At 29.1% G+C, this 26,812-nt stretch carries 28 protein-coding genes; 21 read left to right on the top strand and 7 right to left on the bottom strand.

Features of this window, described 5'->3' with window-relative positions:
• Positions 1-67 precede the first annotated feature (67 nt).
• Together NQ543_RS01220 and NQ543_RS01225 are read right to left on the bottom strand one after the other, a co-directional pair.
• On the bottom strand, positions 68-1,357 hold the full coding sequence (locus tag NQ543_RS01220) for a coiled-coil domain-containing protein (RefSeq protein ID WP_004610623.1): 1,290 nt from the start codon (positions 1,355-1,357) through the stop codon (positions 68-70).
• A gap of 103 nt (positions 1,358-1,460) precedes the next feature.
• The gene (locus NQ543_RS01225) at positions 1,461-2,663 is read right to left on the bottom strand and encodes a C40 family peptidase (protein ID WP_004610622.1); all 1,203 of its coding nucleotides are present in this window, start codon (positions 2,661-2,663) and stop codon (positions 1,461-1,463) included.
• 158 nt (positions 2,664-2,821) lie between these two features.
• Here NQ543_RS01225 and NQ543_RS01230 point away from each other — a divergent pair, with 158 nt between their 5' ends.
• Complete coding sequence (locus NQ543_RS01230; RefSeq protein ID WP_230197320.1) at positions 2,822-3,847, top strand: glycoside hydrolase family 25 protein; 1,026 nt, start codon at positions 2,822-2,824, stop codon at positions 3,845-3,847.
• Position 3,848: 1 nt separating this feature from the next.
• Here the strand turns inward: NQ543_RS01230 and NQ543_RS01235 are convergent, their stop codons facing one another.
• Both NQ543_RS01235 and NQ543_RS01240 read right to left on the bottom strand, forming a co-directional pair.
• A complete protein-coding gene (locus NQ543_RS01235; RefSeq protein ID WP_004610620.1) occupies positions 3,849-4,298 on the bottom strand; it encodes a ferritin family protein in 450 nt (149 codons plus the stop codon).
• A 76-nt stretch (positions 4,299-4,374) separates the two neighbouring features.
• Positions 4,375-4,869 carry a GNAT family N-acetyltransferase gene (locus tag NQ543_RS01240; RefSeq protein ID WP_004610619.1) on the bottom strand — a complete coding sequence of 165 codons (495 nt, stop codon included), beginning with the start codon at positions 4,867-4,869 and terminating at the stop codon, positions 4,375-4,377.
• A gap of 134 nt (positions 4,870-5,003) precedes the next feature.
• Between NQ543_RS01240 and NQ543_RS01245 the strand changes: the two genes are divergently transcribed.
• The 14 genes from NQ543_RS01245 (at position 5,004) to fabZ (ending at position 16,797) form a co-directional block, all read left to right on the top strand.
• Positions 5,004-5,783 carry an HD domain-containing protein gene (locus tag NQ543_RS01245; RefSeq protein WP_004610618.1) on the top strand — a complete coding sequence of 260 codons (780 nt, stop codon included), beginning with the start codon at positions 5,004-5,006 and terminating at the stop codon, positions 5,781-5,783.
• Positions 5,784-6,037: 254 nt separating this feature from the next.
• Positions 6,038-6,271 carry an acyl carrier protein gene (gene acpP / locus NQ543_RS01250; protein ID WP_004610617.1) on the top strand — a complete coding sequence of 78 codons (234 nt, stop codon included), beginning with the start codon at positions 6,038-6,040 and terminating at the stop codon, positions 6,269-6,271.
• A 117-nt stretch (positions 6,272-6,388) separates the two neighbouring features.
• Positions 6,389-6,838, top strand: a complete 450-nt coding sequence (accB, locus tag NQ543_RS01255; protein ID WP_039904723.1) for an acetyl-CoA carboxylase biotin carboxyl carrier protein — start codon at positions 6,389-6,391, stop codon at positions 6,836-6,838.
• 5 nt (positions 6,839-6,843) lie between these two features.
• Positions 6,844-8,196, top strand: a complete 1,353-nt coding sequence (locus tag NQ543_RS01260; RefSeq protein WP_004610615.1) for an acetyl-CoA carboxylase biotin carboxylase subunit — start codon at positions 6,844-6,846, stop codon at positions 8,194-8,196.
• A gap of 3 nt (positions 8,197-8,199) precedes the next feature.
• A complete protein-coding gene (gene accD / locus NQ543_RS01265) occupies positions 8,200-9,072 on the top strand; it encodes an acetyl-CoA carboxylase, carboxyltransferase subunit beta (protein WP_004610614.1) in 873 nt (290 codons plus the stop codon).
• Entirely contained in the window at positions 9,072-10,022 is a 951-nt protein-coding gene (locus NQ543_RS01270) for an acetyl-CoA carboxylase carboxyltransferase subunit alpha (RefSeq protein WP_004610613.1), read from the top strand. Before accD ends, NQ543_RS01270 begins: the two co-directional genes overlap by 1 nt.
• Complete coding sequence (locus NQ543_RS01275; RefSeq protein ID WP_004610612.1) at positions 10,015-10,476, top strand: MarR family winged helix-turn-helix transcriptional regulator; 462 nt, start codon at positions 10,015-10,017, stop codon at positions 10,474-10,476. Before NQ543_RS01270 ends, NQ543_RS01275 begins: the two co-directional genes overlap by 8 nt.
• 8 nt (positions 10,477-10,484) lie before the next feature.
• Complete coding sequence (locus tag NQ543_RS01280) at positions 10,485-11,426, top strand: beta-ketoacyl-ACP synthase III (protein WP_004610611.1); 942 nt, start codon at positions 10,485-10,487, stop codon at positions 11,424-11,426.
• Between the two features lie 3 nt (positions 11,427-11,429).
• Positions 11,430-12,362 (top strand): DUF561 domain-containing protein, encoded by a 933-nt coding sequence (locus NQ543_RS01285; RefSeq protein WP_004610610.1) that lies wholly within the window; start codon positions 11,430-11,432, stop codon positions 12,360-12,362.
• A gap of 2 nt (positions 12,363-12,364) precedes the next feature.
• Positions 12,365-13,429: an NAD(P)H-dependent flavin oxidoreductase gene (locus NQ543_RS01290; RefSeq protein ID WP_004610609.1), complete on the top strand. Its 1,065-nt coding sequence runs from the start codon at positions 12,365-12,367 to the stop codon at positions 13,427-13,429.
• On the top strand, positions 13,429-14,361 hold the full coding sequence (gene fabD, locus NQ543_RS01295; RefSeq protein ID WP_004610608.1) for an ACP S-malonyltransferase: 933 nt from the start codon (positions 13,429-13,431) through the stop codon (positions 14,359-14,361). Before NQ543_RS01290 ends, fabD begins: the two co-directional genes overlap by 1 nt.
• Position 14,362: 1 nt before the next feature.
• On the top strand, positions 14,363-15,115 hold the full coding sequence (gene fabG / locus NQ543_RS01300) for a 3-oxoacyl-[acyl-carrier-protein] reductase (RefSeq protein ID WP_004610607.1): 753 nt from the start codon (positions 14,363-14,365) through the stop codon (positions 15,113-15,115).
• Positions 15,116-15,126: 11 nt separating this feature from the next.
• Entirely contained in the window at positions 15,127-16,368 is a 1,242-nt protein-coding gene (gene fabF, locus NQ543_RS01305) for a beta-ketoacyl-ACP synthase II (protein ID WP_039904721.1), read from the top strand.
• Between the two features lie 3 nt (positions 16,369-16,371).
• The gene (gene fabZ / locus NQ543_RS01310; protein WP_004610605.1) at positions 16,372-16,797 is read left to right on the top strand and encodes a 3-hydroxyacyl-ACP dehydratase FabZ; all 426 of its coding nucleotides are present in this window, start codon (positions 16,372-16,374) and stop codon (positions 16,795-16,797) included.
• 85 nt (positions 16,798-16,882) lie between these two features.
• Here the strand turns inward: fabZ and NQ543_RS01315 are convergent, their stop codons facing one another.
• Positions 16,883-17,011, bottom strand: a complete 129-nt coding sequence (locus tag NQ543_RS01315) for a hypothetical protein (RefSeq protein ID WP_259295640.1) — start codon at positions 17,009-17,011, stop codon at positions 16,883-16,885.
• A 148-nt stretch (positions 17,012-17,159) separates the two neighbouring features.
• Between NQ543_RS01315 and NQ543_RS01320 the strand changes: the two genes are divergently transcribed.
• The gene (locus NQ543_RS01320) at positions 17,160-18,326 is read left to right on the top strand and encodes a PucR family transcriptional regulator (protein ID WP_004610604.1); all 1,167 of its coding nucleotides are present in this window, start codon (positions 17,160-17,162) and stop codon (positions 18,324-18,326) included.
• Positions 18,327-18,347: 21 nt separating this feature from the next.
• Here the strand turns inward: NQ543_RS01320 and NQ543_RS01325 are convergent, their stop codons facing one another.
• Positions 18,348-19,289, bottom strand: coding sequence for a TIGR03943 family putative permease subunit (locus tag NQ543_RS01325; protein ID WP_004610603.1), 942 nt, complete (start codon positions 19,287-19,289; stop codon positions 18,348-18,350).
• Positions 19,289-20,281: a CobW family GTP-binding protein gene (locus NQ543_RS01330; RefSeq protein WP_004610602.1), complete on the bottom strand. Its 993-nt coding sequence runs from the start codon at positions 20,279-20,281 to the stop codon at positions 19,289-19,291. Before NQ543_RS01330 ends, NQ543_RS01325 begins: the two co-directional genes overlap by 1 nt.
• Before the next feature lie 160 nt (positions 20,282-20,441).
• Between NQ543_RS01330 and NQ543_RS01335 the strand changes: the two genes are divergently transcribed.
• From NQ543_RS01335 to NQ543_RS01355, 5 genes are all read left to right on the top strand, one after another.
• The gene (locus tag NQ543_RS01335) at positions 20,442-21,029 is read left to right on the top strand and encodes a cytidylate kinase-like family protein (protein ID WP_004610601.1); all 588 of its coding nucleotides are present in this window, start codon (positions 20,442-20,444) and stop codon (positions 21,027-21,029) included.
• A 226-nt stretch (positions 21,030-21,255) separates the two neighbouring features.
• Positions 21,256-23,028, top strand: a complete 1,773-nt coding sequence (locus NQ543_RS01340) for a DUF885 domain-containing protein (RefSeq protein WP_039904718.1) — start codon at positions 21,256-21,258, stop codon at positions 23,026-23,028.
• Between the two features lie 230 nt (positions 23,029-23,258).
• The gene (locus NQ543_RS01345) at positions 23,259-24,281 is read left to right on the top strand and encodes a M15 family metallopeptidase (protein ID WP_230197319.1); all 1,023 of its coding nucleotides are present in this window, start codon (positions 23,259-23,261) and stop codon (positions 24,279-24,281) included.
• 245 nt (positions 24,282-24,526) lie between these two features.
• Entirely contained in the window at positions 24,527-25,201 is a 675-nt protein-coding gene (gene trhA / locus NQ543_RS01350; RefSeq protein WP_039904717.1) for a PAQR family membrane homeostasis protein TrhA, read from the top strand.
• 25 nt (positions 25,202-25,226) lie between these two features.
• Positions 25,227-26,780: an ABC-F family ATP-binding cassette domain-containing protein gene (locus tag NQ543_RS01355; RefSeq protein ID WP_004610596.1), complete on the top strand. Its 1,554-nt coding sequence runs from the start codon at positions 25,227-25,229 to the stop codon at positions 26,778-26,780.
• Positions 26,781-26,812 lie beyond the last annotated feature (32 nt).

Below are 26,812 nucleotides of genomic sequence, written 5' to 3' on the forward strand. Positions count from 1 at the left end.
GATTATATCATTATATTTGATGTATTTGAATAAGTAAATTAAAAAAACACTGATTTTAAAATCAGTGTTAACTAACTCTTCTAATTGTAGAAATTCTAGAATAATAATATGAACCTGGTTCTATTGAAGAAATTTTTACTTTAGCATCTGGATCATTACCATGAGTAGAACTATCTCCACCACCAGCATGAATCATAGAACGACTACCATCACCATTAACAATTACTATTCCAATATGATATGCGGGACTACCAAAGCATACTAAATCACCTGTTTGTGAATTGTTGAAACTAACTGCTGACCATTTCTGTGAATAACTAGCAGCAGTTCCACGACCACCAGAAACACCAGCCTGTTTTAATGACCAATAAACAAGACCAGAACAATCAAAATAGTCAGGACCTGATTTTCCCCACCAATATAATTTACCTAGTTTAGCGTAGGCAGCAGCATAAATTCTTTCACCTAAGTCTCCAACACTTGGAGGAACATTTTCATCACTGCTATCATTATTGTCATTATTGTTGTTACCGTTGTTGCTATTGTTATTTCCACCATTATTAACAGGTGGTGGTGGAGTAGGAGTAGGGGTTTCATATGCGTTTTTATTGAATTCTTCAATAGCAGCATTTAATTCTTCGGTCATTTCTCCATAGTCATAGATTGCATTTTGAGTATATGCAATATCCTTATTTTGTTTTTCTAATAATGCAGTGTATTGAGTTTGCAAAGCTTTTTGTTCGTTTTGTTGACTAACTAAAACAGCTTTGGCATCTTCTAAAGTTTTTTGTTGCTCTTTGACTTGTTCTCTTTGTTCACTAAGTTCTTTAATTAAATCTTGATCATTTTTAGTTAATTCATTAAAGCCTTCAATTCGAGAGAACATATCAGAAAAACTTGATGCACCAAAAATAAAATCAATATATGTATTTTCATTAGTGTATGATTGCATTGCATACATACGGTCTCTTAATATTTGATTATTTTTTTCGATGTTTGCTTGCAAATTATTAATAGTAGTAGTTAAATAATTTATTTCTGCTTCTCTATCACTAATTTGTTGATTAATTGTTTCTAATTCTTTTTGTACACTTTCTAATGTAGCTTTAGTATCACTAGCTGCTTGTTTTTGATTTGCTAGTTGAGAGTTTAAATCTTTATTTTTTTGTTTTAAATATTTATTGAATTGATCACAAGTAGATTTATTGCTTCTAGAGATATTTGATGAAGAGCATAGATTCATATATTTATCTTCATTACCTTCAAAGTCAATAGCTTTTACTTGAATGATACCTGAATATGTTGATAAAAAGATTGTCAATGCTAACAATGACGATATTAGTTTTTTTAATTTCATTTAATCACCTCGATACAAAATAATTATCCTATAAATAAAGTTATAAGTAAATACTAATTATGAAATTTATTATTTAAATAAAAAGATAAGCAAAGTTGCTTATCTAATATAATCTTCTTACATCATACCAATGAGCCTGATAATAAGAACTATTAAGTGAAGCAATTTTTACAACGTCACCAGTTTGTGGAGCATGCACCATATTTCCTCCACCAATATAGATACCTACATGATGGATACCACTGGCACTGCCATTGCTACTAAATAAGATAATATCACCAGCTTGCATACTACTACGTGATACACTAACTCCTTTATTAGCCAATGTTTTTGTACTGTTGCTACCAATGTTTACACCTGATTGATAGAAAGCCCAGTTAACTAGACCAGAACAGTCGAATCTCGATTGGTTTGGATTAGCTATTTCTGACATGCTATGGCAAGCACCGTATACATAAGGGCTACCACGTCTACTTAAAGCCATATTTGCAATTTTATTTCCGATCTCCAAGTCACCTGAAATAACACTGCCATCAGAAACTTCAGATTCTTTAACAGCTGCAGCAAAAGCAGCTAGATTGTCATCGATTTCATCGCTTTGATATTGTGCTTGTAAAGCAGCTTTTTCTTGGGCGATTACTTCAGCATTTTGTTTAATATATAATGCTTGGAATTGTTCTTGTAATGTTTTTTTAGATTCTCGTTGATTTTCAATATTGGCTTTTACGCTTTCTACAGTATCTTTTTGTGATTTGACTTGCTCTTTTTCATCAGCTAATTGCGATACTAGGTCTTTATCATATGCAGTCAATTCATTAATACTTTCAATTCTTGAATACATATCTGAAAAATCAGCAGCTCCAAATATATATTCTATGTATGAATTATCATTCATATATGATTGCATGGAATACATACGATCTTTTAATTCAATTTCTTTTTTTTCAATACTAGCTTCTAAGTTAGAAATAGAAGTTTCTAAATAACTGATCTCAGCTTCCTTTTGTGCAATTTGATCATTTAATGTTGTAATTTCAGCACTAATACTATCAAGACTAGCTTTAGTATCAGATACGATTGATTTTGCACTATTAACTTGATTTGTTAAGTTTTTATTTTTCTTTTTTAAATATGAATTAAATTCTCTACATGTATTTACATTACTATCTGATAAATTAGAAGAAGAACATATTTTCATATACTTGTCTTCTTGTCCTTCAAAGTCTGTTGCTTTGATTGAAGATGGAGAAACAACTAATGTTAATGTTGTACATACCCCAAGGGCAGAAATAAACAGTTTTTTCATTTTATTACCTCCATTATAAGTTATATTAAATTGAAAAATATATCTCGTTAAAACATAACAGAGTGATTATAACACATTTATAAAATAAATAAAAATACTGATGTAAAATTCACACATTTTTTTATAATTAATCATATATTTATATGGGAGGAAAAATAATGTTACGAAGAGATGTGTTAACAAATGGAATTGATGTTTCGCAATATCAAGGTTTGATTAATTGGGAAGTTGTTAAAAATCATATTGACTTTGCCATTATTCGATGTGGATATGGTCAGGATATAATTGGACAAGATGATGAATTATTTAAACGTAATGCTGATGAGTGTACTAGGTTAAATATTCCTTTTGGAGTATATTTATATTCATATGCTAAAAATGTTGAAGATGCCAGAGGTGAAGCTCGTCATGTTATGAGATTAGTTAAAGATTATAAAATGGCATATCCAGTATATTATGATTTAGAAGACGAAAATACAACTGGAAGACAATCAAATGAGGTAATTGCAAATATCGCAAAGGCATTTGCTGACGAATTAGAAGCAAATGGCTATTTTGTAGGAATGTATGCATCTTTATATTGGTGGAAGACAAAATTGACTAGTGAAATTTTTGATAAATATACTCGCTGGGTCGCTAATTATGCCGCAGAATTGAATTTTGATAAGGATTATGATATGTGGCAATATTCTTCTACCGGTTGGGTTGAAGGAATATCAACGATAGTTGATTTGAATTATTGTTATAAAGATTTTCCAAAAATTATTAGTGAAGCTGGAAAAAATAACTTTAATAAAAATATTCCGGTAGAAAGATATAAAGTAGGAGATAATGTAAGGTTTAATTATGTTTTTTTAACAAGCGAGTCAACGAATCCTTTAAGACCGTATCGAAATGTTGGAAGAATTACTAAGGTTGTAAAAAATGCTCGAAATCCTTATTTGATTGGTGAAGATCAAGGATGGGTAAATGATCAGGTAATTGAAGGGAAAATAAATTATTTATCGAATCCTGATTATGTAGGTGATAGTTTTGTTAATGCACTAAAACAAATTGGAGAAGATATTAGTTTTGAAAATAGAAGTAGGATAGCAAGATTGAATGGTATAAATAATTATGTTGGTAGTGCAACACAAAATCTAGAATTGTTGCAATTATTAAAAGATGGAAGATTAATTAGTTAGTTTATCTAACTAATTTAGTCTCCCATTTTTTAAGTAGTGTTATATGTTTTTTGTTGTCGTAGATAATTTGATTTAAAATAGAAATAATTTTTGGATCATCAATTATATTGACTTGATATAATAATTTGTTGATCATTTTATATTCCATTTCTAATGCGTTAATAATAATATTTGTAATTTGACGACTATAATTTAAATAAGATGGAGACCAATAACAACATTGATCATTTAAACAAGTCCACCATCTAGGATTCATATTTAAAGTTAAAGCCAAGGTCATTAAAATATTTAAATGTTTCATTTCATCTTTAGCCATGTCTAAAAAAAGTGTTTTTAATTCACGAAAACTATCATCAATAATAATATAGTTATACATATATTGACTAATAGTAGACACTTTTGAATCCATACCACCGACATTATCTAAAATCATTAATCCGTATTCTTCCACATATTTACCTCCTTAAACATATTTAAAAATATGCTTAATTATTAAAAATATGCATAGAATAAATAACTATCTTAAATTAAAAAACTTTTTCATAAGCACGACGGGTACTTTTGTTTTCAAGATAAATTGTACCACAATATGTAAAACCATATTTAATTAAAAAACGTTGCATCGATAAATTATCATCATGAGTATCAATACGAATACTATGGATATCTGGATGAAGTTTCAACGCTTCATCGATAATAATCTTAGCTAGTCCTTTACCTTTTTGATCATTACGTATGGCAATTCTATGAATGACCATATATTTATCATTTTGTAACCAGTTACCCTCGATATAATTATAGGTAGGTTCAATATTACTTGAAATCATTGTAGTTGCAAGAATTTTACCGTTATTTTCTAGTACATATGCTTCATTTTGATTAATATCATTAATAATTGAATCTTCATTGGGATAACCATCTTGCCATTGATCGATTCCTTCGTTTTTAAAATATAGTTTTGCCTGATTGATTATTTCAATAACTTCAGGTAAGTCATTAATTGTTGTAGGTCTTAATTTCATTTGATCACATCCTTGGCTATAAATATAGCATATTATAGGTGGTAAAGAAAAGAATTATTTGCTGATATAAAAAATAATGTCGATTATATAGTAAAAGAGTTTTTATTTGAGTATAATATATTTGGGTGAAGAAAATGATTGATTTAAAAAAAGCACAACAAGTATTTAATCACTATGTTCATAAATATAATATAAATGATGATAAAGTTGCATTGAAGATAAGCCATACTTATCGTGTTATGCAACGTTGTCAAGAAATAGCAGAAAGTTTAAAATTAGAACAAGAAGATATTGAACTAGCGGGATTGATAGGCTTACTTCATGATATTGGTAGATTTGAACAATTACGAAGATATGATAGTTTTATTGATAATAAAACAGTTGATCATGCTGCTTTGGGAATTGAGATATTATTTAATGATGGTTTAATTGAGTTATTTGATATTGATAAGCAATATTATTCATTAATTAAAACAGCAGTATTTAATCATAATAAATATGAAATTGAACCGGATTTAGATAATCATACATATCTTCATTGTCAAATTATTCGAGATGGGGATAAGATTGATATTTTTAATACAGGATTATTAGAATCGTTTGAAGCATTTTTGGATGTTAGTCAAAATGTTTTGGAAAATGATATGATTAGTGATGATATTTTTGAAACATTTATGCAACAGCAAACTATTTTGAGTATTAATCGAAAGACTGATTTGGATCGTTGGGTATCTTTTTTAGCTCTAGTTTTTGGATTGAATTTTACGTATAGTTTTGAATATGTAAGTAAATATAGTTTTCTTGAAAAGTTAATTAGAAGATTGGATTATAAAAATCTTGATAGTAAAATGAAAATGGAACAAATTGAAAGTTGTTGTAAATATTTTTTAAAAGATAAAGTAGAAAGTATTTAATTTAGGTAGTTTAGTGTAATAAGTGTTAATATTATGTTTTTTAGATAAGTAATTTGTTTTTTGAAGGAAGATAATAATATAAAATATTGTAAAAAATATGATTGTGTAATAAAAAAATTTTAATAAAATGATTGATTTTATTAGTGTTTCAGGCATTTTTTTATATTTTGACAAAAATTTTGAACATCAAACTATTTACAAATATTTTGATTTTGTTATAATGTACGCGTAATATACACGAGGAGGATATAAACGTGAACGCAGAATTTGAAAAAGTAAAAGAAATAATTGTAGATTCTTTAAGTTGCGATGAAGATGCAGTAACTTTAGAAGCTAATTTAAAAGAAGATTTAGAAGCTGATTCATTAGATGCAGTTGAATTAATTATGGCTGTTGAAGAAGAATTCGATATCGAAATTCCTGATGAAAAAGCTGCTGAAATCAAAACAGTACAAGATATCGTAGATTATATTAAAGCTAATGCTTAATTTTATTACCCAGTTTAACTGGGTAATAATTTTACAAAAAAATATTTTGATGTTCAAACTATGAACATTTATTTTTTAATGAAATTTACTTTGATACTCAAAACAAAGGAGAAAGTTATGAAAATTGATTTAGTAAAACAACTTATCAGTGAATTTGAAAATTCAGAAGTTTTTAAAATGAAAGTGGAAATGGAAGATGTTAAATTGGAATTAGAAAAAGCACCTGTAGCACCTGTTAATGTAGTTAGTGCACCAGTTGCAACTCCAGTGGTACAAGCCCCTGTTAACCAAGCAGCACCTGTTGAAGCTAAAGAAGAACCAGTGGTATCAGGAACACCAGTTAAATCACCGATTGTAGGGGTGTTTTATGCAGCTAGTTCACCAACAGCTAAACCATATGTTGAAGTAGGTAGTAAAGTAAAAGCAGGACAAGTGTTATGTATTGTTGAAGCGATGAAAGTAATGAATGAAATTAAAGCACCGATTGATGGTACAGTAACAGCAATTATGGCAAATACTGAAGATTTGGTAGAATATGATCAAGTATTAATGATTATTGAAGGGTAGTAAGTATGTTTAAACGAATTTTAATTGCCAACCGTGGCGAAATCGCGGTAAGAATTATTCGAACTTGTCAGGAGTTAGGAATTGAAGCTGTAGCTATTTATTCTAATGTTGATAGTACTTCGTTACATGTACAATTAGCAGATCATGCAGTTTGTATTGGTTCAGCTAAAGCAACAGATAGTTACTTGAATATGAAAAATATATTAAGTGCAGCTACTGCTCTTGGATGTGATGCTATTCATCCAGGTTTTGGTTTTTTATCTGAAAATTCAACATTTGCTCGATTGGTTGAAGAATGTGGAATGACTTTTATTGGACCAAGTGGTGATATTATAGATATGATGGGGAATAAAAGTATGGCACGTCAAAAGATGATTGAAGCTAATGTTCCGGTAGTTCCTGGAAGTGATGGAAGTGTTAATACTTTAGAAGATGCTAGAAAAGTAGCTAAGGAAATTGGTTTTCCAGTTTTAATTAAAGCTTCAGCTGGAGGTGGCGGACGTGGAATGCGTAAGGCTTTTAGTGAAGATGAATTTGATGATGCATATTTAACAGCTAAGGCAGAAGCTAAAGCATGTTTTGGAGATGATGATATGTATATTGAAAAATTGATTTTGAACCCAAAGCATATTGAATTCCAAATTTTAGCTGATAATTATGGCAATGTTATTCATTTAGGAGAACGTGATTGTTCAATTCAACGTCGTAATCAAAAAATGATTGAAGAAGCACCAAGTAAAGCCTTAACACCTTTATTAAGACAAAAAATGGGAGAAGATGCTATTAAAGCAGCTAAAGGTGCTGGATATCGAAATGCAGGAACGATTGAGTATGTTCTAGATCAAGATGGCAATTATTATTTCATTGAGATGAATACGCGTATTCAAGTAGAACATCCAATTACTGAAATGATAACTGGCGTAGATTTAATCAAGGAACAAATTAGAATAGCTGCTAATCAAAAATTAACTTATAAACAAAGTGATATTCATTTAAATGGTCATGCTATTGAATGTCGTATTAATGCTGAAAACCCTAAAGAGGGATTTAGACCTTGTCCAGGGACAGTAAATAGTTTACATTTACCTGGAGGACTAGGGGTTAGAATTGACACAGCATTGTATCAAGGGTATAAAGTATCATCTCATTATGATTCAATGATTGCAAAAGTTATTGTTCATGGATCAAATCGTTTAGAAGCGATTCGAAGAATGCGTCGAGTTTTAGCTGAATTGGTGATTGATGGAATAGATACTAATCAAGAATTACAATATTTAATTTTACATACGGGAGAGTATGTAAAAGGAAACTTTGATACAAGTTTTATTGAAAATAACTTAGATAAGTTGGTGGGATAATAAATGGAAGAATTATTTAAAGAGCGAAAAGAGAAATTAAATTTATTTAAGTCATTTCGTAATAAACTACAGGATAAAAAAAGAATTGATGTACCAGATGGTTTGTATACTAAATGTGATACATGTGGAGAATCAATTTTAAGTGAAGATCTTAAAGAAAATTATTATGTTTGTCCAGCTTGTGGGGCTCATTTAAAAATGAGAGCTTATACGCGTTTAAATCTTTTATATGATGGGGGAAAATATAAAGAATTATACCAATATATAAAATCTAATGATCCCTTGATGTTTCCTGGCTATAAAGATAAATTAGCTAAATTAAAACAAACAACTGGTCTTGACGAAGCAGTTGTTTGTGCTACAGGAAAAATTGATGGAAGAAAAGTAGTCGTTTGTGTTATGGATGCACGCTTTTTAGTAGGAAGTATGTCTGGAGCAGTTGGTGAAAAAATAACTAGAGCAATTGAACATGCAACAAAAAGAAAAACGCCACTGATTATTTTTACTACTTCTGGAGGAGCGAGAATGCAAGAGGGGATTATTTCTTTGATGCAAATGGCAAAAACTAGTGCAGCATTAGCAAGACATAATGATGCAGGATTATTGTATATATCTTATATTACTAATCCAACATATGGAGGAGTAACTGCTTCATTTGCAATGCTTGGTGATATTATTATTGGTGAACCTGATGCTTTAATTGGTTTTGCAGGACCGCGAGTAATTGAATCAACAATAAAACAGAAATTACCAGATGGTTTTCAAAAAACAGAATTTATGCAAGATCAAGGGTTTATTGATATGATTGTAGAACGTAAAGATATGCGAAATACAATTATTAAATTATTAAAAATGCATAGCCGGGGGGTTCAATAATGTCACTTCAGGAAAAAGAGATTAAAATTAAAGAAATTGAATTGGAATTGTTAAAGTTAAAAGATGATCAAGAAATTGATCATACTTTACAGATTCAAGATTTAGAAAATACAAAAGCTAAACTTGAAGCGGAGGCTTATCGAAATATAAGTGCTTATGATCGTGTTTATTTAGCACGTAAAGCTGATCGACCAAATGTTTATGAATATATTGAAAATCTTTTTGATGATTTTATTGAATTACATGGTGATCGTCTATATAAAGATGATGGTTCAATTGTTGGTGGATTAGCAATGTTTAATAATATTCCATGTACTGTAATTGGTCATCTTAAAGGTAGAACTTTGGAAGAAAATTTAAAATGTAATTTTGGAATGTCGTCACCAGAGGGTTATCGTAAAGCAATGAGATTGATGAAACAAGCAGAGAAATTTAATCGCCCAATTATTACTTTTGTAGATACGCCAGGGGCTTATCCTGGACTTAAGGCTGAAAAACATGGAATTGGAGAAGCAATAGCCCGTAATTTAATGGAAATGTCGAAGCTAACAGTACCAATTATTGTTATTGTAATTGGTGAAGGTGGTAGCGGTGGAGCTTTAGCATTAAGTATTGGTGATCGTATGGTAATGCTTGAAAATAGTGTTTATTCGGTTTTATCACCAGAAGGTTTTGCTTCGATTTTATGGAAAGATAAAAATGGTAGTCGAGTTAGTGAAGCAGCTGAATTAATGAAAATGACTTCTGCTGATTTATATGAGATGAAAATTATCGATAAGATTATTAAAGAACCCCGCGGTGGAATTACTAAAAATCGTGAATATGTATATAAACGCTTAAGAATATATATTCGTGATAGTCTAGAGGAATTAATGAAATTATCTAAAACTTCTTTAATAACTAAACGATATAATAAATTTAGAGAAATGGGTCGAATTACTAATGACTAATCGCGATATTTTAAATCGAGAATTAATTAATCATTTGTTTGTAAGATTATTTAATCAAATATTAGATATTGAAGGACGCTATATGTCAGGTAAGGGTATAGAGGATTTAAGTTTATCAGAATTACACATAATTGATGTAATTAGTTCTTTACCGAATCCTGCAATGTCTAATATTGCTTCAAAAGCAACATTAACAAATGGAACTATTACAACAGCAATAAAAAAATTGGAAGTTAAAGGCTATGTAAAGCGTCGTAAAGATGATCTTGACCGACGAATTATTAGAGTTGAATTAACGACTAAAGGTAATCGTGCTTGTAAAGTTCACAGAGAATTTCATGAAGAAATGGTTAATAAAGTTTGTGAAGATAGTCATGTTCTTGATGATGAATTATTGATAAAATCTTTACAGCAATTGGTTTATTTCTTTGAAGACGTCAAAGAAAAATATTAGGAGATTATATGAATGGGTTAAAAGTGTTGTCAACTGGATATTATGCACCACAAAAAGTTCTTGATAATTTTGACCTAGAGCAAATGGTTGAAACATCAGATGAGTGGATTGTTTCTAGGACAGGAATAAAGAAAAGACATATTGTAGAAAATGAAAGCTGTATGGATTTAGGGTATCAGGCAGCTTTAAAGGCAATTGAAAAAATTGATAAAAATAAAATTGGTTTAATTATTTGTGCAACAATGACACCTGATTATTTTACCCCTAGTATGGCTTGTTTAATTCAAGAACGTTTAGGGTTAAATGAACAAGAAGTAATGTGTTTTGATTTGAATGCAGCTTGTAGTGGATTTGTTTATGCATTGACTGTTGCACATTCATTATTACAAAGTTTGGATGATAAATATGCTTTAATAATTGGTAGTGAAGAAATTTCAAAAATTATTGATTTTACAGACCGTAATACATGTGTATTATTTGGCGATGGAGCAGGAGCGATTGTTGTTTCTAAAGGAACCGGAATATTTGCTAGTTACTGCAATTCATCAGGTAATTTAGAGGCATTAAAAGCTCCAGCAATTAATAAAAATGAAAATAATCATTATCTTACAATGGCTGGTCAAGATGTTTTCAAATTTGCTGTTAAAGTAATTCCTGAAAGCATTGATGCTGTTTTAGAAAAAACTTCACTAACGCTTGATGATATTAAATATGTAGTTTGTCATCAGGCAAATTATCGAATTATTAGAAATGTTTATAAAAAAATGAAATCCACTGAAGAAAAGTTTTATATGAATTTACAAGAATATGGAAATACATCTGCAGCAAGTATTCCACTTGCATTAGGTGAAATGAATGAAAAAGGAATGTTGAATCCTGGAGATAAAATTATTTGTGTCGGTTTTGGTGGCGGTTTAACTTGGGGTGCAACATTGATAGAATGGAGTTAAAAAATGAAATTAAATGAAATATTAAATATTAAATATCCTTTAATTCAAGGAGGAATGGCAAATATCGCAACTGGTGAATTTGCTGCTAGTGTATCAAATGCTGGGGCTTTAGGTTTAATTGGAGCTGGTGGTATGGATACAGCTACTTTAAAAAAGAATATTGAAATTTGTCGTAGTTTAACTGATAAACCATTTGGTGTAAATATTATGTTAATTAATCCTTGTGCTGATGAAATGGCTCAATTAGTAATTGATGAAAAAGTTCCAATTGTAACAACTGGAGCTGGAAATCCTGGTAAATATATTGAAGCATGGAAAGCAGCTGGAATTAAAGTTTTACCTGTAGTACCAAGTGTTACATTGGCTAAACGTTTAGAAAAATATAATGTTGATGCAATTATTGTTGAAGGTACAGAAGCAGGAGGACATATTGGAGAATTAACAACAATGTCTTTAGTTCCTCAAGTTGTTGAGGCTGTAAATGTTCCGGTTGTTGCTGCTGGAGGAATTGCTAGTGGTAAACAATTATTAGCAGCTTATGCTCTTGGTGCATGTGGGGTACAAGTAGGAACATGCTTACTTGCAAGTGAAGAATGTCCAATTCATGATAATTATAAACAAGCAATTATCAAAGCTAAAGATACAAGTACAACTGTAACAGGAAGAATTGCAGGGACACCAGTTAGAATTATTAAAAACAAGATGGCCAAAGAATATATCAAGCGTGAAAAAGAGGGTGCTGATATGATGGAACTTGAAAAATATACTCTAGGTTCTTTAAAAAGAGCAGTTCTTGAAGGTGATATAGATACTGGTTCATTAATGGCAGGACAAGTTGCCGGAATGGTAAATGAAATTAAACCAGTAGCGACAATAATTAAAGAGTTATTTGATGATTGTAATCAAGAGTTTAAAAGACTAGAAAGTGAGTTTTAAATATGAAAAGCGTAAAAATTGGTGAAATGACTCTAGAAGTACCGATAATTCAAGGTGGTATGGGTGTAGGTATTTCACTTGGAAATTTAGCAGGAAATGTTGCTTTAAATGGAGGAATGGGAGTTATTTCTACGGCTCAACCTGGATATCGAGCTGCAGATTTTGAAAAAAATACTGTAGAAGCTAATCGCCGAGAATTAGCTAATGAAATTCAAAAAGCAAAGGAGATTGCAAAAGGTAAAGGAATAGTTGCAATTAATGCAATGGTTGCTCTTACTGATTATGCAGGAATGGTGGAAGTTGCAGTAAAAAATAAAATTGATGCAATTATTTCAGGGGCTGGATTACCGTTGAATTTACCAGGATTAGTAAAAGATACTAAAATTAAGTTAGCACCAATTGTTTCAAGTGGAAAAGCAGCTAAATTGATTTGTAAAACATGGGATCGTAAGTTTAAGGTGATACCTGACTTTATTGTTATTGAAGGTAGTGAAGCAGGTGGTCATTTAGGTTTTCATAAAGAAGATGTTTTGAATAAAACAACAGCTAAATTGGCTGATATTTTTAAAGAAGTAAAAGAAACGATTCAACCTTTTATTGAAAAATATCAAAAAGAAATACCGATTTTTGTTGCAGGTGGTATTTATGATAGTAAAGATATTCAAGAGTATTTAGATTTAGGTGTAGATGGGGTACAAATGGCAACACGCTTTATTTGTACTAAAGAATGTGATGCAAGTGATAAATATAAACAGGCATTTATCGATGCTAAAAAAGAGGATATTGAAATTGTTAAGTCTCCAGTAGGAATGCCAGGTAGAGCAATTATGACTAAACTTACTGAAAAATTAAAAGCTGGTGAGCGAATTCCGGTAAAAAGATGTTATAATTGTTTAGTACCATGTGATATTAAAACTACTCCTTATTGTATAAGTGATGCTTTAATTAATGCTGTAAAGGGTAATCTTGATGAAGGATTAGTTTTTAGTGGTAGTAACGGATATCATAATGATAAAATTGTATCAGTAAAAGAATTAATGGATGAATTGAAAGAGGGACTTAAATAATGAGTAAAATAGGATTTGTTTATGCTGGTCAAGGTAGCCAAGTAGTTGGAATGGGTAAATCATTTTATGATAATTATCAAATAGCTAAAGATGTATTTGATAATATTGATTTAGATATTGATGTAAAAAAAATATGTTTTGAAGGTCCAATTGAAGAATTATCAAAAACTAGTAATACACAACCATGTATGGTTACTGTTGCGATAATTGCTACAAGATTATTGAAGGAAAATGGAATTGTACCTGATTATGTTGCAGGATTGAGTTTAGGTGAATATTCAGCATTAAATGCTGCTGGTGTATTAACTGATAACGATGCAATTGATTTAGTTCGTTTCCGTGGTCAAGCTATGGAAAGAGCTGCAGCAGGAATAGAAAGTAAGATGTTTGCAATTATTGGTTTAGATCGTGAATTGTTAAATGAAGCGGTTAATGAAGCTAAAGATTTAGGTTTTGTTGCGATTGCTAATTATAATTGTCCTGGCCAATTAGTTATTGCCGGAGAAGTAGATGCCGTAACTAAAGCTAGTGAGTTAGCATTGGAAAAAGGAGCATGTCGTGCAATTCCTTTGAATACTAGTGGACCATTCCATACTGAATTATTAGCTCCAGCAAGTAAAGAACTTAAAGAAAAGTTTACTACTGTAACTTTTAATGAAATGCAAATACCAGTTGTATTTAATAGTTCTGCAAAAGAATTAGAGCCTGGCACTAGTATTGCAAAGATGTTAGAAAAACAAGTTATGTCATCAGTTTATTTTGAAGATAGTATCCGTTATATGATTTCTAAAGGGGTGGATACAATTATTGAAATTGGTCCGGGAAAAGTATTAAGTGGATTTATTAGAAAAATAGATAAGAGTATTAAAACATATCAAGTTGAAGATCAAGCATCATTAGAAAAAACATTAATGGGGTTAAAAGGAGAATAACATGAGATTAAAAGATAAAGTGGTTTTAGTAACAGGTGGAGCCCAAGGGATTGGTAAAGAAATCTGTTTAACATGTGCTCGAGAGGGAGCTAAGATAGTTGTTAATTATGTTGATTTTGGTGATAATGAAGCAATTGCTAAAGCAACAAAAGCTGAATTAGAAAGTTTAGGAGCAACTGTTATGTTGGTACAAGCTAATGTTGCTTCATTTGAAGAAACTGAAAAAATGTTTAAAGATGTTGTAAAAGAATTTGGAAGAGTTGATGTTTTAGTTAATAATGCTGGTATTACTAAAGATGGATTATTAATGAGAATGAAAGAAAATGATTTTGATGCTGTTATTGATGTTAATTTAAAAGGTACATGGAATTGTATGAAACATGCTACTAAAATCATGATGAAACAACGTTATGGAAGAATTATTTCAATGTCTTCTGTAGTTGGAGTAATGGGAAATGCAGGTCAAGTAAATTATTCTGCTAGTAAGGCTGGAATTATTGGGATGACAATGTCTTTAGCACGTGAAGTTGGAAGTCGTGGAATTACTGTTAATGCTATTGCTCCTGGTTTTATTAAAACAGCGATGACTGATGTTTTACCAGATGATATTAAAGATAGCATGGCTAAACAAATTCCATTAGGTGTTTTTGGTGAAGTTAGCGATATTGCTAATACTGTAGTTTTCTTAGCTAGTGATGATGCAAAATATATTACTGGTCAAACTATTCATGTTGATGGTGGAATGGCGATGTAAGGAGAGATATGATGGAAAGAAGAAGAGTTGTAGTTACTGGATTAGGAGCAATTAATGCAATTGGTCATAATGTAGAAGAAACTTGGAAAAGTATTAAAGATGGTGTTTGCGGAATTGCTGAAATAACTAATTATGATAAAGAATTAACAAGAGTTAAAATTGCAGGTGAAGTTAAAGATTTTAATCCAGCAGATTATTTAGATAAAAAAGCAATTCGTAAAATGGATCGATTCACTCAATTTGGTGTAATTGCTGCAAAAGAAGCTTTTAAAGATTCTGGATTAAAAATAGAAGATATTAATGCAGATCGTTTTGGAGTAGTAGTTTCTAGTGGAATTGGTGGTCTTGCTACAATTGAAAAAGATCATAGCAAAGGATTAGAAAAAGGATATGATCGTGTATCACCTTTCTTTGTGCCAATGGCAATTACTAACTTAGCGGCTGGAAATATTGCAATCGAACTTGGTGCTAAAGGAATTTGTACTTGTCCAGTTACAGCATGTGCTGGAGGAACAAATGCAATTGGTGATGCTTTTAGAAATATTCGTGATGGATATCAAGATATTATTGTTGCTGGTGGAGCTGAAGCTAGTATTACACCACTTGGAATTGGTGGTTTCTCTTCAATGAAAGCTCTTTGTGATAACAATGATCCAAATCATGCATCAATTCCTTTTGATGCAAATCGCAGTGGTTTTGTTATGGGTGAAGGTGCTGGAATAATTGTTCTTGAAGAATTAGAACATGCAAAAGCAAGAGGTGCTCATATTTACTGTGAAATGATTGGTTATGGAGTTAGTTGTGATGCCCATCATATTACTGCTCCTTTAGAAGATGGTTCAGGTGGTGCTAAGGCAATGATCAACGCTTTAGAAGATGCAAATATTAAACCTGAAGATGTAACTTATATTAATGCTCATGGTACAAGTACACCATTAAATGATAAAGGTGAAACTATGGCAATTAAAACTGCATTAAAAGATGCAGCCAATAGCGTTGCTGTTTCTTCAACTAAAGGAAATACAGGACATTGTTTAGGTGCGGCAGGAGGAATTGAAGGAGTTATTTGTGTTAAAGCAATTGAAGAAGGATTTATCCCTCCAACAATTAATTACACAACACCTGATCCACTTTGCGATTTAGATATTGTACCTAATAAAGGAAGAAAACAAGAAGTAAATGTAGCTATGTCAAATTCATTGGGGTTTGGTGGACATAATGCTACAATTGTATTTAAGAAATATGGAGAATAGAAGATGGAATTAAATAGTAATCAAATTCAAGAAATCAATCCACATCGTTATCCATTTGCCTTAGTTGACCGTATTACTGATTATCAGCCAGGTCAATGGGCAAAAGGAATCAAATGTGTTAGTGTAAATGAAATGCACTTTTGTGGACATTTTCCACAACATCATGTTATGCCTGGGGTTTTGATTGTTGAGGCATTGGCACAAGTTGGTTGTATTGCAATTCTTTCTAAAGAAGAAAATAAAGGTAAAATTGCTTTCTTTGGGGGAATTAATAAATGTAAATTTAAAGGGCAAGTTGTACCAGGTGATGTATTAGAAATGGAATGTGTTTTAACTAAACAAAAAGGACCAATTGGAATTGGTGATGCAATAGCAAAAGTAAATGGTAAAGTTGTTTGTAAAGCTGAATTAACTTTTGCAGTTCAATAAAATAAAACTACCGATAATTAATGTGAAATACATTATATCGGTAGTTTTTATTTTAGAAATATTATTTAGTTAGTGGTAATAGTTATTATCTTTTTTTAAAATAGTTTAAGATCTTTGAGAAATTTTCACAAAAAATATAGTTTTCACTTTTTATCCATGAAGGATAATTATCGTAATTATTATCAACTACAAAATAACCATACATACTGTTCATACAAATCCCTCCTAAATGTCTTATTTTTAATACAATATTATTATATAACATTGTTTTAATAATAAAATAGACAAATATTATAAAAAAATAAAGTTTATTTGTGCATTATGCACAAATAATGATAAAATATTAATAGGAGGTGTACTATATGGGATTTACATTAGCGGATGCTTTAAACCAAAGTCAAGAACAGTATCATTTAAAATTATTAGCGGGGCAAGAAGGATGTAGTAATACAATTAGTTGGGTACATATGATTGAAGATACAACAATAATTCAACAGCTATGGGGTAAAGAATTAGTTGTAACGACTGGTCATGGATTTCAAAGTGAAGAGGAACTTTTTATGCTTATTAAATGTTTAATAAAGTATAATAGTGTTGGTTTGATTATAAATATCGGCAAGTATATATTTGAAATACCATTGCCGATTATTGATTATTGTAATGAGCAAGAGTTTCCTCTTTTAACAATACCATGGGAAGTTCATCTTGCCGATTTGATTAAAGATTTTTGTATGCGTTGTTTATATTCTGAAAAAGAAGACCGAGAACTATCTAAACTTTTTCAAGAAATTTTGACTAATAACCAGATAATTGAAGAGGCAAGATCTCAATTAATGAGTGCGTTTGATGTTGATGGTGATTTTCAAGTCGTTTTAATTAAGGTAGAAGGATCGGATAATTTTAATGCTATTGAAAGAAGAAAAATAGCTTTTCAAATAGAATTATGTTTTGAGAAAATTGATAGTTCGTATGCTTTTTTTTGGTATGATGAATACTTTGTTTTGATAGTTAATAATCTTAAGGAAGATGAATTAAAAGTGATAATTAATAAAATGCATAAACGGTCTAAAAAGCGAATTGATGATAAAAGAGTATATTTGGGAATAGGTAGTCAAATGAAAGATCTTGGACAGGTTTATTTAAGTTATAAACGTGCTAAGGCAGCGGTTTTAATGGCAATGCAATTTAAGTTACCAATAGTGTTTTTTGAGGATATGGGAGTGTATCAGATTCTTTTTTCAATTGAAGATAAACAAATATTAATTGAAATGTATCATCGATTATTGCAACCATTAATAGATTATGATCAAAAACATCATGGAGAATTGGAGAAAACATTATTTTATTATTTAATTTATGGGGAAAGTCAACTAACAATGGCTAAAAATTTATATATGCATCGAAATACTATTAATTATCGAATGAATAAAATAAAGGAATTATTGAATTGCCAATTAGATACTTTTGAAGAAAAGGTGCCATATATTTTATCATATTATATTAAAAAAGTTTTGGAAGAAAAAAAATAAAAACAGCTTAGGCTGTTTTTATTAATCAAAAGTTACATATTGATTTTTTAATGGAGGGACTACTTTTAACTGTTCAACTGTTAAAATAGGAATATCTTTTTGATATTCTTGATCATAACTAGTAGATATTTTTCCTTCAACAACAATCCATTCTTCAGGAATAAGTTTACTTGCAAGAGGACTAATACAAACCATCCCAATTAATGATGTATCTTCTTCACAGCAAACTAAAGCTTGTCGACCTAAAATAAAACCATTTTCGATTAAACGATCCAAACCAATAAATTTACCTTTCAATTTAACTGTTTTATTTACATATTTATCTGGATGATCCATAGCATCCATGCAGAAAATACCAAAATTATGGTCTTCTATTTCTAAATAATCTTTATTAACATCAAATGGTAAATCATCAATAATATTGGTTGTATCAATGGTACCATTTTCAAATTCATAAATAATTTGAGTGTTGCTGTTAATTGCTTTAACATTATTTCTAAGCATTGATTTTTTAATACTTTTATCATAACGATTAAAAATAACTAGGTCACTAAATACAATTTGACCATATACTAAAGAACGCATATTATTTAAATACATACTAAAAGTATTTGCATTAATAGTAGTCAATACTTGTACAACATTCCAATTCTCTGGAATTTTTTCTTTTACAAAAACATTTAAATCCATCATTCCATTTGCTTCAATGATGATTTGAGTAGGACGATATTTTAATTCTAATTGCTTTAATTGTAAAGTGGTAAATTTTTCATAGTCTAATATTTCTAAGGCAGTATTTGACTTTTTTAAATATGTTTCGTTGTATGAAACTTCACCTTCTTCAAAGCTAATCAATAAAGTATCTTCACCACTATAGAAATCAGGATTCATTAAAGTATCATTGATAAATGAAGTTTTTCCACTATCAAGAAATCCAGCAAAAATATAAACACGTGTTTCCATTAATTTACCTCATCAAATAAAACTGATAATTTATCATCATTTAAATTTTCACCAATAACACAAATTCTTCCAGTAAAATCAGCTTGTCCTGTGCGAATTTGATATTCACCTGGAACTAAATCAAAATATAACCACTTACCCTCACTACTATCAACATATCCCTTAGCTCTTAATATATTACCATATTCACTATGTTCACTTAGTTTTTTTAAAATAGCTTCAAGTTGTATTTTTGAGTATTTTTTAGGTGTTTGAATGCCCCAGCTAGTAAATACTTCATCGGCATGGTGATCATGATCTTGGTGATGTTCATGATGGCAACATTCATGGTGCTCGTGATGATCGTGATGACAACATTCATGATCTTCATTTACTTGTTTCAATAAATCACTTTGAAGAGTGGTATTACTAAAGGCATTAGTGATTGCTTGTTTAGTTAGTTGAAGCCAAGGAGTAGTGATAATATTTACATGATCATTATATTTTTTTATGATTTTGATGCATTCATCTAATTGGAAATCACTAATATCTTGAGTTCTGCTTAAAATAATCAATGAAGCATATTTAATTTGATTATTAAAGAATTCTCCAAAATTTTTAGTATATAAACGACATTTTTTAGCATCAATTACAGTTATATAATTATCTAAAACTAATTTATCACTAGAAATATTATTAACTGCTTTGATTACATCAGATAATTTACCTACTCCTGAAGGTTCAATAATAATTCGATCAGGATGATATGTTTCTAAAACCTCTTTTAATGATACCTCAAAATCACCAACCAAGCTACAACAAATACATCCAGAATTGATTTCAGTTACTTCTATGCCGCTATTATTCATAAATGTACCATCAATACCGATTTCTCCAAATTCATTTTCAATCAATACAATTTGTTCATCTTGGTATACTTCCTTAATTAATTTTTTTATAAACGTTGTTTTACCGGCACCAAGAAAGCCAGATATAATATCAACTTTACTCATTAAACTCATCTCCTATCTAAAACATTATAGCACTATGTTTTTTTTGGTACAAATATTATATTTTATTAAATTTTTATTTAAATATGGTCTAAATATATAATAAAAATATTACTATATGATAGATGAAGTATGTTAAAATATAAAAAAGGAGGTAGCATTTATGGCTAAAAAAATTATAACTATTGCTAGAGAATATGGTTCAGGGGGAAGAATAATTGCACAAAAAGTAGCAGAAAAATTAGGAATTGTTTATTATGACAATGAAATTATTGATTTAGCTGCTAAAGAAATGGGATTTGATGTTGATGTAATTAGAAAAGTTTCTGAACAAAAAGCATCTGGTTTTATGTACAGCCTATCATCTGGGACACTTAGTTTACCTTTAAATGACCAGGTATATACAATGCAATCAAAAATCATTCGTCATCTTGCAAATTATGATGCTTGTATCATTGTAAGTGGATGTGCTGATTATATTTTGGAGGATTATGATAATGTATTAAAAGTATTTATTCATGCACCATTAGAATCTAGGATAAAAAGAGTAAAAAATGAATATAAAGAGGTACATGATGATTATAAAAAGTATGTAATTAAAAAAGATAAAACAAGAAGTAATTATTATAATTACTATACTACTAATAAATGGGGGCAATTAAAGAATTTTGATTTAACTTTAAATAGTGATTTAGGATTAGATGAAGTGGCAAATATTATTGCAAATGTTTATTTAAAGGGGAATTTTTAGTTAATATAATATTATATTAAAAAGTGTAATTATTTTAAATCAAATATTAAAGAAGTGTTTTCACTTCTTTTAATATTTGACATTTTGTTAGTGTTTACATCTTAATAGATAAATGGTATCTTAATATTAGGGATGTGGGGTGAAGTTGATATAATAAAAAGATTTAGCATTTAAATTTTTGAAAATAACTAAAAGATGTTAATAATATAATATGGATGGTGATAAGATGAAAAATTATAAAAAAGTTATATCGGTAGTTTTGGGTTTACTATTAGCATTTAATGTTGTTGGATGTAGTAATACTAAAGACACTACTAGTACTAAAAATGATTCAAAAGAATTTGATGCTTATATAGAAAAATTGCCTACTAAATTACTTGGTGATAATGATATGAATTTGGAGTTTACATTTGAAAATCCAAGTAATTATGGTTTTGAAGAAGAATTATTGGAACTTCCATGTAGCGATGAAGAGGATTATAAAGAAAGTAAAAAAGAAAGTGATAAAATTTTAAAAGAATTAAAGGAATTTGATTATTATAAACTATCTAAAGATCAACAGTTAACATATGATATTTTAGTAGATTATTTAGAAAGAGGAGAATATCATTATAAATATTATGATTTAGATAATAATTATTTAGGAAGTTTTATTAGCTTTCAAGCACAATTACCATTACTTTTAAGTGAGTATACGTTCGAACGTCAAAATGATTTAGATAGTTATTTTAATATGTTAGAAAGTGCTCAGGAAACTTTTTTAGAATATGCTGAAATTGAAAAAGAACGTCAAGAAAATAAAAGTGGGTTACCTAAAAATATTTTAGAAAAAACAATCGAGCAATGTCAAAATTATACGGCTAATACAGACACTTATTTAATTGAAAGAATTAATCAAAGAATTGATGAAGTAGAATTTTTAAATGATGAACAAAAAACTGAAGCAAAACAAAAAAATGAACAATTAATATCGGTTAATTTAAAGAATGCATATCTTAGTTTAGAAGAAGAATTAAAGAAAATAACACCAACTAATACAGAAAATCAAGGATTATATTTTAGTCCTAATGGAAAAGAATATTATGAAGATATGCTTAAAGGTGAAGTTGGAACTGATATGAGTGTTGCAGAGGTTAAAGAATATCTTCAAAATAAAATGCTTGAAGTTTACCAAGAAATGACAACATTGATACAAGAAAATCCAGATTTGGCTAATATGACAAATTTAAATGATGTAAAATATTCAGACTTCACTTCAGTATCAGAAACATTAGATTATTTAAAAACAGCAATAAATACAGATTTTCCTAAAATTGATAATTTAAATTATGAAATTATTACAGTACCTGATGCATGGAAGGATAATTTCTCACCAGCAGCTTATTTACAAGGAAAAATAGATGCACCAATTGATACACCAGAATTAATCTATATAAATGGTGAATATTCACAAAGTTTGTTTGGAACAATTGAACATGAAGGATATCCAGGGCATATGTATCAACATACGTATTTTAAACAACAAAAGAATATTCCAACAGTAAGATATTTAATGGATTATAATGGATATAGTGAAGGCTGGGCAACATATGTAGAATGGAATGGTTATAAGTATGCTCCAGTAGAAGATAAAGATGTGTTGCATCTTTTAAGTTTAAATGATAAATTTACATCAATTGTGATTGGTTTAATGGATATTGGAATTCATTATGATGGATGGACATATGAGGATTATAAGAATTACTGGAAAGAAAATTTTAATATTGATGATGAAGAAGTTATGTTAGAACAATATAATTTGTTTATTGAAACACCTACAAATTATTTACAATATTATTTATCTGGATTCTTATTTGAGGATCTATATAATAATGCAAGTAAAGAATTAGGGGATAAATTTTCAGCAGTAGATTTTCATGAAGTAATTTTATCTACAGGTCCTGCGCCATTTAAGATTTTAGAAAAACAAGTAAATAAATATATTAATTCAAATAAATAGTTATTTAAATGATCTATCTTTGATAGATCATTTTTATTTGTAATAAAAATGTAATAAATTATTATGTTTTTTGTAGTAATTTTATATGGGAATATTAAAAAAACATTCTTCATTTTTAGATATTATTATATATATATCAAATATAGATTTTATGGAGGGATTAAAATTAATAAATGTAGTAGTAATTAGATTAAAGATGATAATAAAAATTATATTAAAGGGGAATGTTAATGTTACATAGAAAAAGAAGAGTATCGAGAGAAAATATTATTGTTATTATTGGGATTTTAGTTATTTTAATGGGATTTGTTTTCTTTAATTTTGAACGAATTAATTTATTTTTAAAGGGTTATTCATTTAGTGAACAGAGTGTTATTTTAAATTTAGATGATGAAACAGTTAAACGTTTTTTGAATAATAGTGAATTGATTGATATTAAATCGTGGAATGATATTGATAATGATAAACATTATCTAGAATATCAAAAATATCAAGAATATAAAAAACAATTATCAAAAAAAGAAGTGATTGGATATATTGATACATTTTATGATAAATACTATAAAAAATTAATTAAATTAAATTATACTTATGATCAAATGATTTCATTAATGAAACATGCTTTAATTAATGACTTTCAAATATTAATTGATAATAACTATAGTTATTCAAAAATACAGCCATATTTAAATATAAATGGAATAACATTTAAAGATATAAGCAAATACATATCATCAAATAAAGAACCAATTGCACCTGATTGTAATAATAAAAAATTACGTAAAGATGCAGCTAAAGCTTTGGAAGAGATGTACCAAGATGCATTAAAAAAAGGCTATCATTTAGTTTTAAATAGTGGATATCGCAGTTATGAAAGTCAAATGGAAATATATGAGGAGTATTTTAGGAAGTATGATAAAATAACTGCTAGTAAATTAGTTTCAAAGCCAGGTTCTAGTGAACATCAATTAGGATTAGGTGTTAATCTTACTAGTCAAAGTGTTGTTGATAAAAAAAGAATGGTATTTGGAGATAGTGATGAGTATAAGTGGGTGGTAAAAAATGCACATAAATATGGCTTTATTTTGAGATATCCTAAAGATCGTTCTTCTTTTACAGGAATTGTTAATGAGCCGTGGCATTTTAGATATGTTGGTAAAAAAATAGCTAAAATAATCTATGATAATGATTGGATATTGGAAGATTATATTTTAAAGTATGGATTTGATTATGAGTTAAAGATGATTAGGTAATGTGGATAGTATTTCCACATTTTTTTATAGAAAATTAATGTATGTATGGTTTGAGTATGATTATTATGTTAAACTCTTTTAGTGAAGTAAATATTTTAAAAATTTCCAGGGAAATAATAGAAAAATGTTATTTTTTATATTATATAGTAAATTAAATACTAGTAATATTTATTAAATGGATTTAAAATGCTTATAAGAATTTTAGAAAAAATAACTGTTGTTTTAATATAATGATGGAGGTATTTATGAAACGAACAAAGCTTGATGATCGTGTGTTGCCAAATTATACTCGAGGAGAAGAGATATTTAATATGGTAACTCATATTGTGGGAGGGGCATTTGGAATAGCGGTATTAGTGTTATGTATTGTTTTTGGCGCAATTAGAGGTAATGGATATGGAATTGTGTCAGGAATTATATATGGGGTTTCTATGATTTTACTGTATACTATGAGTAGTATTTATCATGGATTATCGCCAAATACTAAAGGCAAAAAAGTGTTTCAAATAATGGATCATTGTTCTATTTTTGTTTTGATTGCAGGTACTTATACGCCGGTAGTATTATGTTCAATTCGACCAATTGATCCATTTTGGGGTTGGACAATTTTTGCTGTTGTTTGGATTTTTACAATTATTGGAATTGTTTTAAATGCGATAGATATTGAAAGTAATGCTAAATTTTCAATGATTTGTTATTTAGTAATGGGATGGTGCATCGTTTTTAAATTTAATTTATTACCAGAAGCAGTAGGTTTTAATGGAGTTTTATTATTAGTGTTAGGTGGAATAGCTTATACTGCAGGAACAGTTTTTTATGTTCTTGGAGATAAAATTCGCTATATGCATAGTATTTGGCATTTGTGGATATTGTTAGGTAGTGTGCTGCATTTTTTATGTATTATCTTGTATGTTATTTAAATATTTGTATGAAAAGAGGTAAATAATGAGTATTTTAAATGTTGAAAATGTGAGTCATGATTTTGGTGGAAGAACAATTTTAGAAAATGCAAGTTTTAGGTTATTGAATGGGGAGCATATTGGATTAGTTGGTGCTAATGGAGAAGGTAAATCAACCTTTTTAAATATCATCACTGGTAAGATTACCCCTGATGCTGGTAAAATTGAATGGTGTAAAAGAATTACAACTGGATATTTAGATCAATATACAGTTTTAAAACCAGGTCAAACGATTTATGAAGTGTTACAAGATGCTTTTAAATATTACTTTGATTTAGAACAGGAAATGTTATCGATGTATGAGCAAATGGCAAATTGTGATAGTGAGACAATGGAAAAACTAATGGAAGAAGTTGGTGAAATACAGGAAATATTGGATCATGGTGGTTTTTATATGATTGATGTTAAAATCAAAGAAATTGCAAGTGGTTTGGGTTTAAATGATATTGGTTTAGATAAACCGGTAGATGCATTATCTGGAGGACAACGTTCAAAGGTTTTATTGACTAAGTTATTATTAGAAAATCCTATGATTTTGATTCTTGATGAACCAACTAATTATTTAGATGAGCAGCATATTAATTGGTTAATTAATTTTTTGAAAAATTATGATAACGCATTTATTTTAGTTAGTCATGATATTACTTTTTTAAATCAGGTTATTAATGTTATATATCATTTAGAAGATGGAATTTTAACTAGATACAAAGGAGATTATAATTATTATATACAACAAATTGAATTAAAAAAAAGACAACAAGAAGCAAGTTATCAAAAACAACAAAAGGAAATTGCTGATCTTGAAGATTTTATTGCTCGAAATAAAGCGCGTGTAGCAACTAGAAATATGGCTAGTTCAAGACAGAAAAAGTTAGATAAAATGGATTTGATTGCAAAACCTAAAGAAAAGATTAAACCAACGTTTTCTTTCCTTGAAGCAAGGACACCTGGTAAGGTCTTATTTGAGTGTAAAGATTTGGTAATTGGCTATAATTCACCTTTAACAAAACCAATGAATATTATTTTTGAAAGAAATAAAAAAATTGCGATTAAAGGAGTCAATGGTTTAGGAAAAACAACATTATTAAAAACACTAATTGGTATGCAAACACCATATAGTGGAATAGTAGAAAAAGATCCATATGTTGAAATAGGTTTTTTTAAACAAGAAGAAGCAGCTATAAATAAAACTGCACTAGAATATATATGGGATGAATTTCCAGATCGTAATAATGGTGAAATAAGATCTATGTTAGCAAAATGTGGATTGACAACTGAGCATATTCAATCGTTGATGAAAGTTTTATCCGGTGGTGAAAATGCGAAAGTTAGATTATGTAAAATTATGAATCGTGAAGCTAATATATTAGTCTTAGATGAACCAACAAATCATTTAGATGTTGATGCTAAAGCATCTTTACAAACAGCAATTAAAGCTTTTAAAGGAGCTGTTATTTTAGTTAGTCACGAACCAGAATTTTATTTACCAATAGTAGATGAAGTAATTAATTTAGAAGAATGTTCAACGAAGATAATATAAAACAGATAGGTATAAATTAGATCTTAGTAAAA

The organism is Thomasclavelia spiroformis DSM 1552 (assembly GCF_025149465.1).
Lineage (GTDB): Bacteria > Bacillota_I > Bacilli_A > Erysipelotrichales > Coprobacillaceae > Thomasclavelia > Thomasclavelia spiroformis.

Excerpts from the sequence above, each read along its gene's own strand:
- NQ543_RS01220 (WP_004610623.1), bottom strand. The coding sequence starts at position 1,357 with ATGAAATTAAAAAAACTAATATCGTCATTGTTAGCATTGACAATCTTT.
- NQ543_RS01225 (WP_004610622.1), bottom strand. The coding sequence starts at position 2,663 with ATGAAAAAACTGTTTATTTCTGCCCTTGGGGTATGTACAACATTAACA.
- NQ543_RS01230 (WP_230197320.1), top strand. The coding sequence starts at position 2,822 with ATGTTACGAAGAGATGTGTTAACAAATGGAATTGATGTTTCGCAATAT.
- NQ543_RS01240 (WP_004610619.1), bottom strand. The coding sequence starts at position 4,869 with ATGAAATTAAGACCTACAACAATTAATGACTTACCTGAAGTTATTGAA.
- NQ543_RS01245 (WP_004610618.1), top strand. The coding sequence starts at position 5,004 with ATGATTGATTTAAAAAAAGCACAACAAGTATTTAATCACTATGTTCAT.
- accB (WP_039904723.1), top strand. The coding sequence starts at position 6,389 with ATGAAAATTGATTTAGTAAAACAACTTATCAGTGAATTTGAAAATTCA.
- NQ543_RS01260 (WP_004610615.1), top strand. The coding sequence starts at position 6,844 with ATGTTTAAACGAATTTTAATTGCCAACCGTGGCGAAATCGCGGTAAGA.
- accD (WP_004610614.1), top strand. The coding sequence starts at position 8,200 with ATGGAAGAATTATTTAAAGAGCGAAAAGAGAAATTAAATTTATTTAAG.
- NQ543_RS01270 (WP_004610613.1), top strand. The coding sequence starts at position 9,072 with ATGTCACTTCAGGAAAAAGAGATTAAAATTAAAGAAATTGAATTGGAA.
- NQ543_RS01275 (WP_004610612.1), top strand. The coding sequence starts at position 10,015 with ATGACTAATCGCGATATTTTAAATCGAGAATTAATTAATCATTTGTTT.
- NQ543_RS01280 (WP_004610611.1), top strand. The coding sequence starts at position 10,485 with ATGAATGGGTTAAAAGTGTTGTCAACTGGATATTATGCACCACAAAAA.
- NQ543_RS01285 (WP_004610610.1), top strand. The coding sequence starts at position 11,430 with ATGAAATTAAATGAAATATTAAATATTAAATATCCTTTAATTCAAGGA.
- NQ543_RS01290 (WP_004610609.1), top strand. The coding sequence starts at position 12,365 with ATGAAAAGCGTAAAAATTGGTGAAATGACTCTAGAAGTACCGATAATT.
- fabD (WP_004610608.1), top strand. The coding sequence starts at position 13,429 with ATGAGTAAAATAGGATTTGTTTATGCTGGTCAAGGTAGCCAAGTAGTT.
- fabG (WP_004610607.1), top strand. The coding sequence starts at position 14,363 with ATGAGATTAAAAGATAAAGTGGTTTTAGTAACAGGTGGAGCCCAAGGG.
- fabF (WP_039904721.1), top strand. The coding sequence starts at position 15,127 with ATGGAAAGAAGAAGAGTTGTAGTTACTGGATTAGGAGCAATTAATGCA.
- fabZ (WP_004610605.1), top strand. The coding sequence starts at position 16,372 with ATGGAATTAAATAGTAATCAAATTCAAGAAATCAATCCACATCGTTAT.
- NQ543_RS01315 (WP_259295640.1), bottom strand. The coding sequence starts at position 17,011 with ATGAACAGTATGTATGGTTATTTTGTAGTTGATAATAATTACGATAAT.
- NQ543_RS01320 (WP_004610604.1), top strand. The coding sequence starts at position 17,160 with ATGGGATTTACATTAGCGGATGCTTTAAACCAAAGTCAAGAACAGTAT.
- NQ543_RS01325 (WP_004610603.1), bottom strand. The coding sequence starts at position 19,289 with ATGGAAACACGTGTTTATATTTTTGCTGGATTTCTTGATAGTGGAAAA.
- NQ543_RS01330 (WP_004610602.1), bottom strand. The coding sequence starts at position 20,281 with ATGAGTAAAGTTGATATTATATCTGGCTTTCTTGGTGCCGGTAAAACA.
- NQ543_RS01335 (WP_004610601.1), top strand. The coding sequence starts at position 20,442 with ATGGCTAAAAAAATTATAACTATTGCTAGAGAATATGGTTCAGGGGGA.
- NQ543_RS01340 (WP_039904718.1), top strand. The coding sequence starts at position 21,256 with ATGAAAAATTATAAAAAAGTTATATCGGTAGTTTTGGGTTTACTATTA.
- NQ543_RS01345 (WP_230197319.1), top strand. The coding sequence starts at position 23,259 with ATGTTACATAGAAAAAGAAGAGTATCGAGAGAAAATATTATTGTTATT.
- trhA (WP_039904717.1), top strand. The coding sequence starts at position 24,527 with ATGAAACGAACAAAGCTTGATGATCGTGTGTTGCCAAATTATACTCGA.
- NQ543_RS01355 (WP_004610596.1), top strand. The coding sequence starts at position 25,227 with ATGAGTATTTTAAATGTTGAAAATGTGAGTCATGATTTTGGTGGAAGA.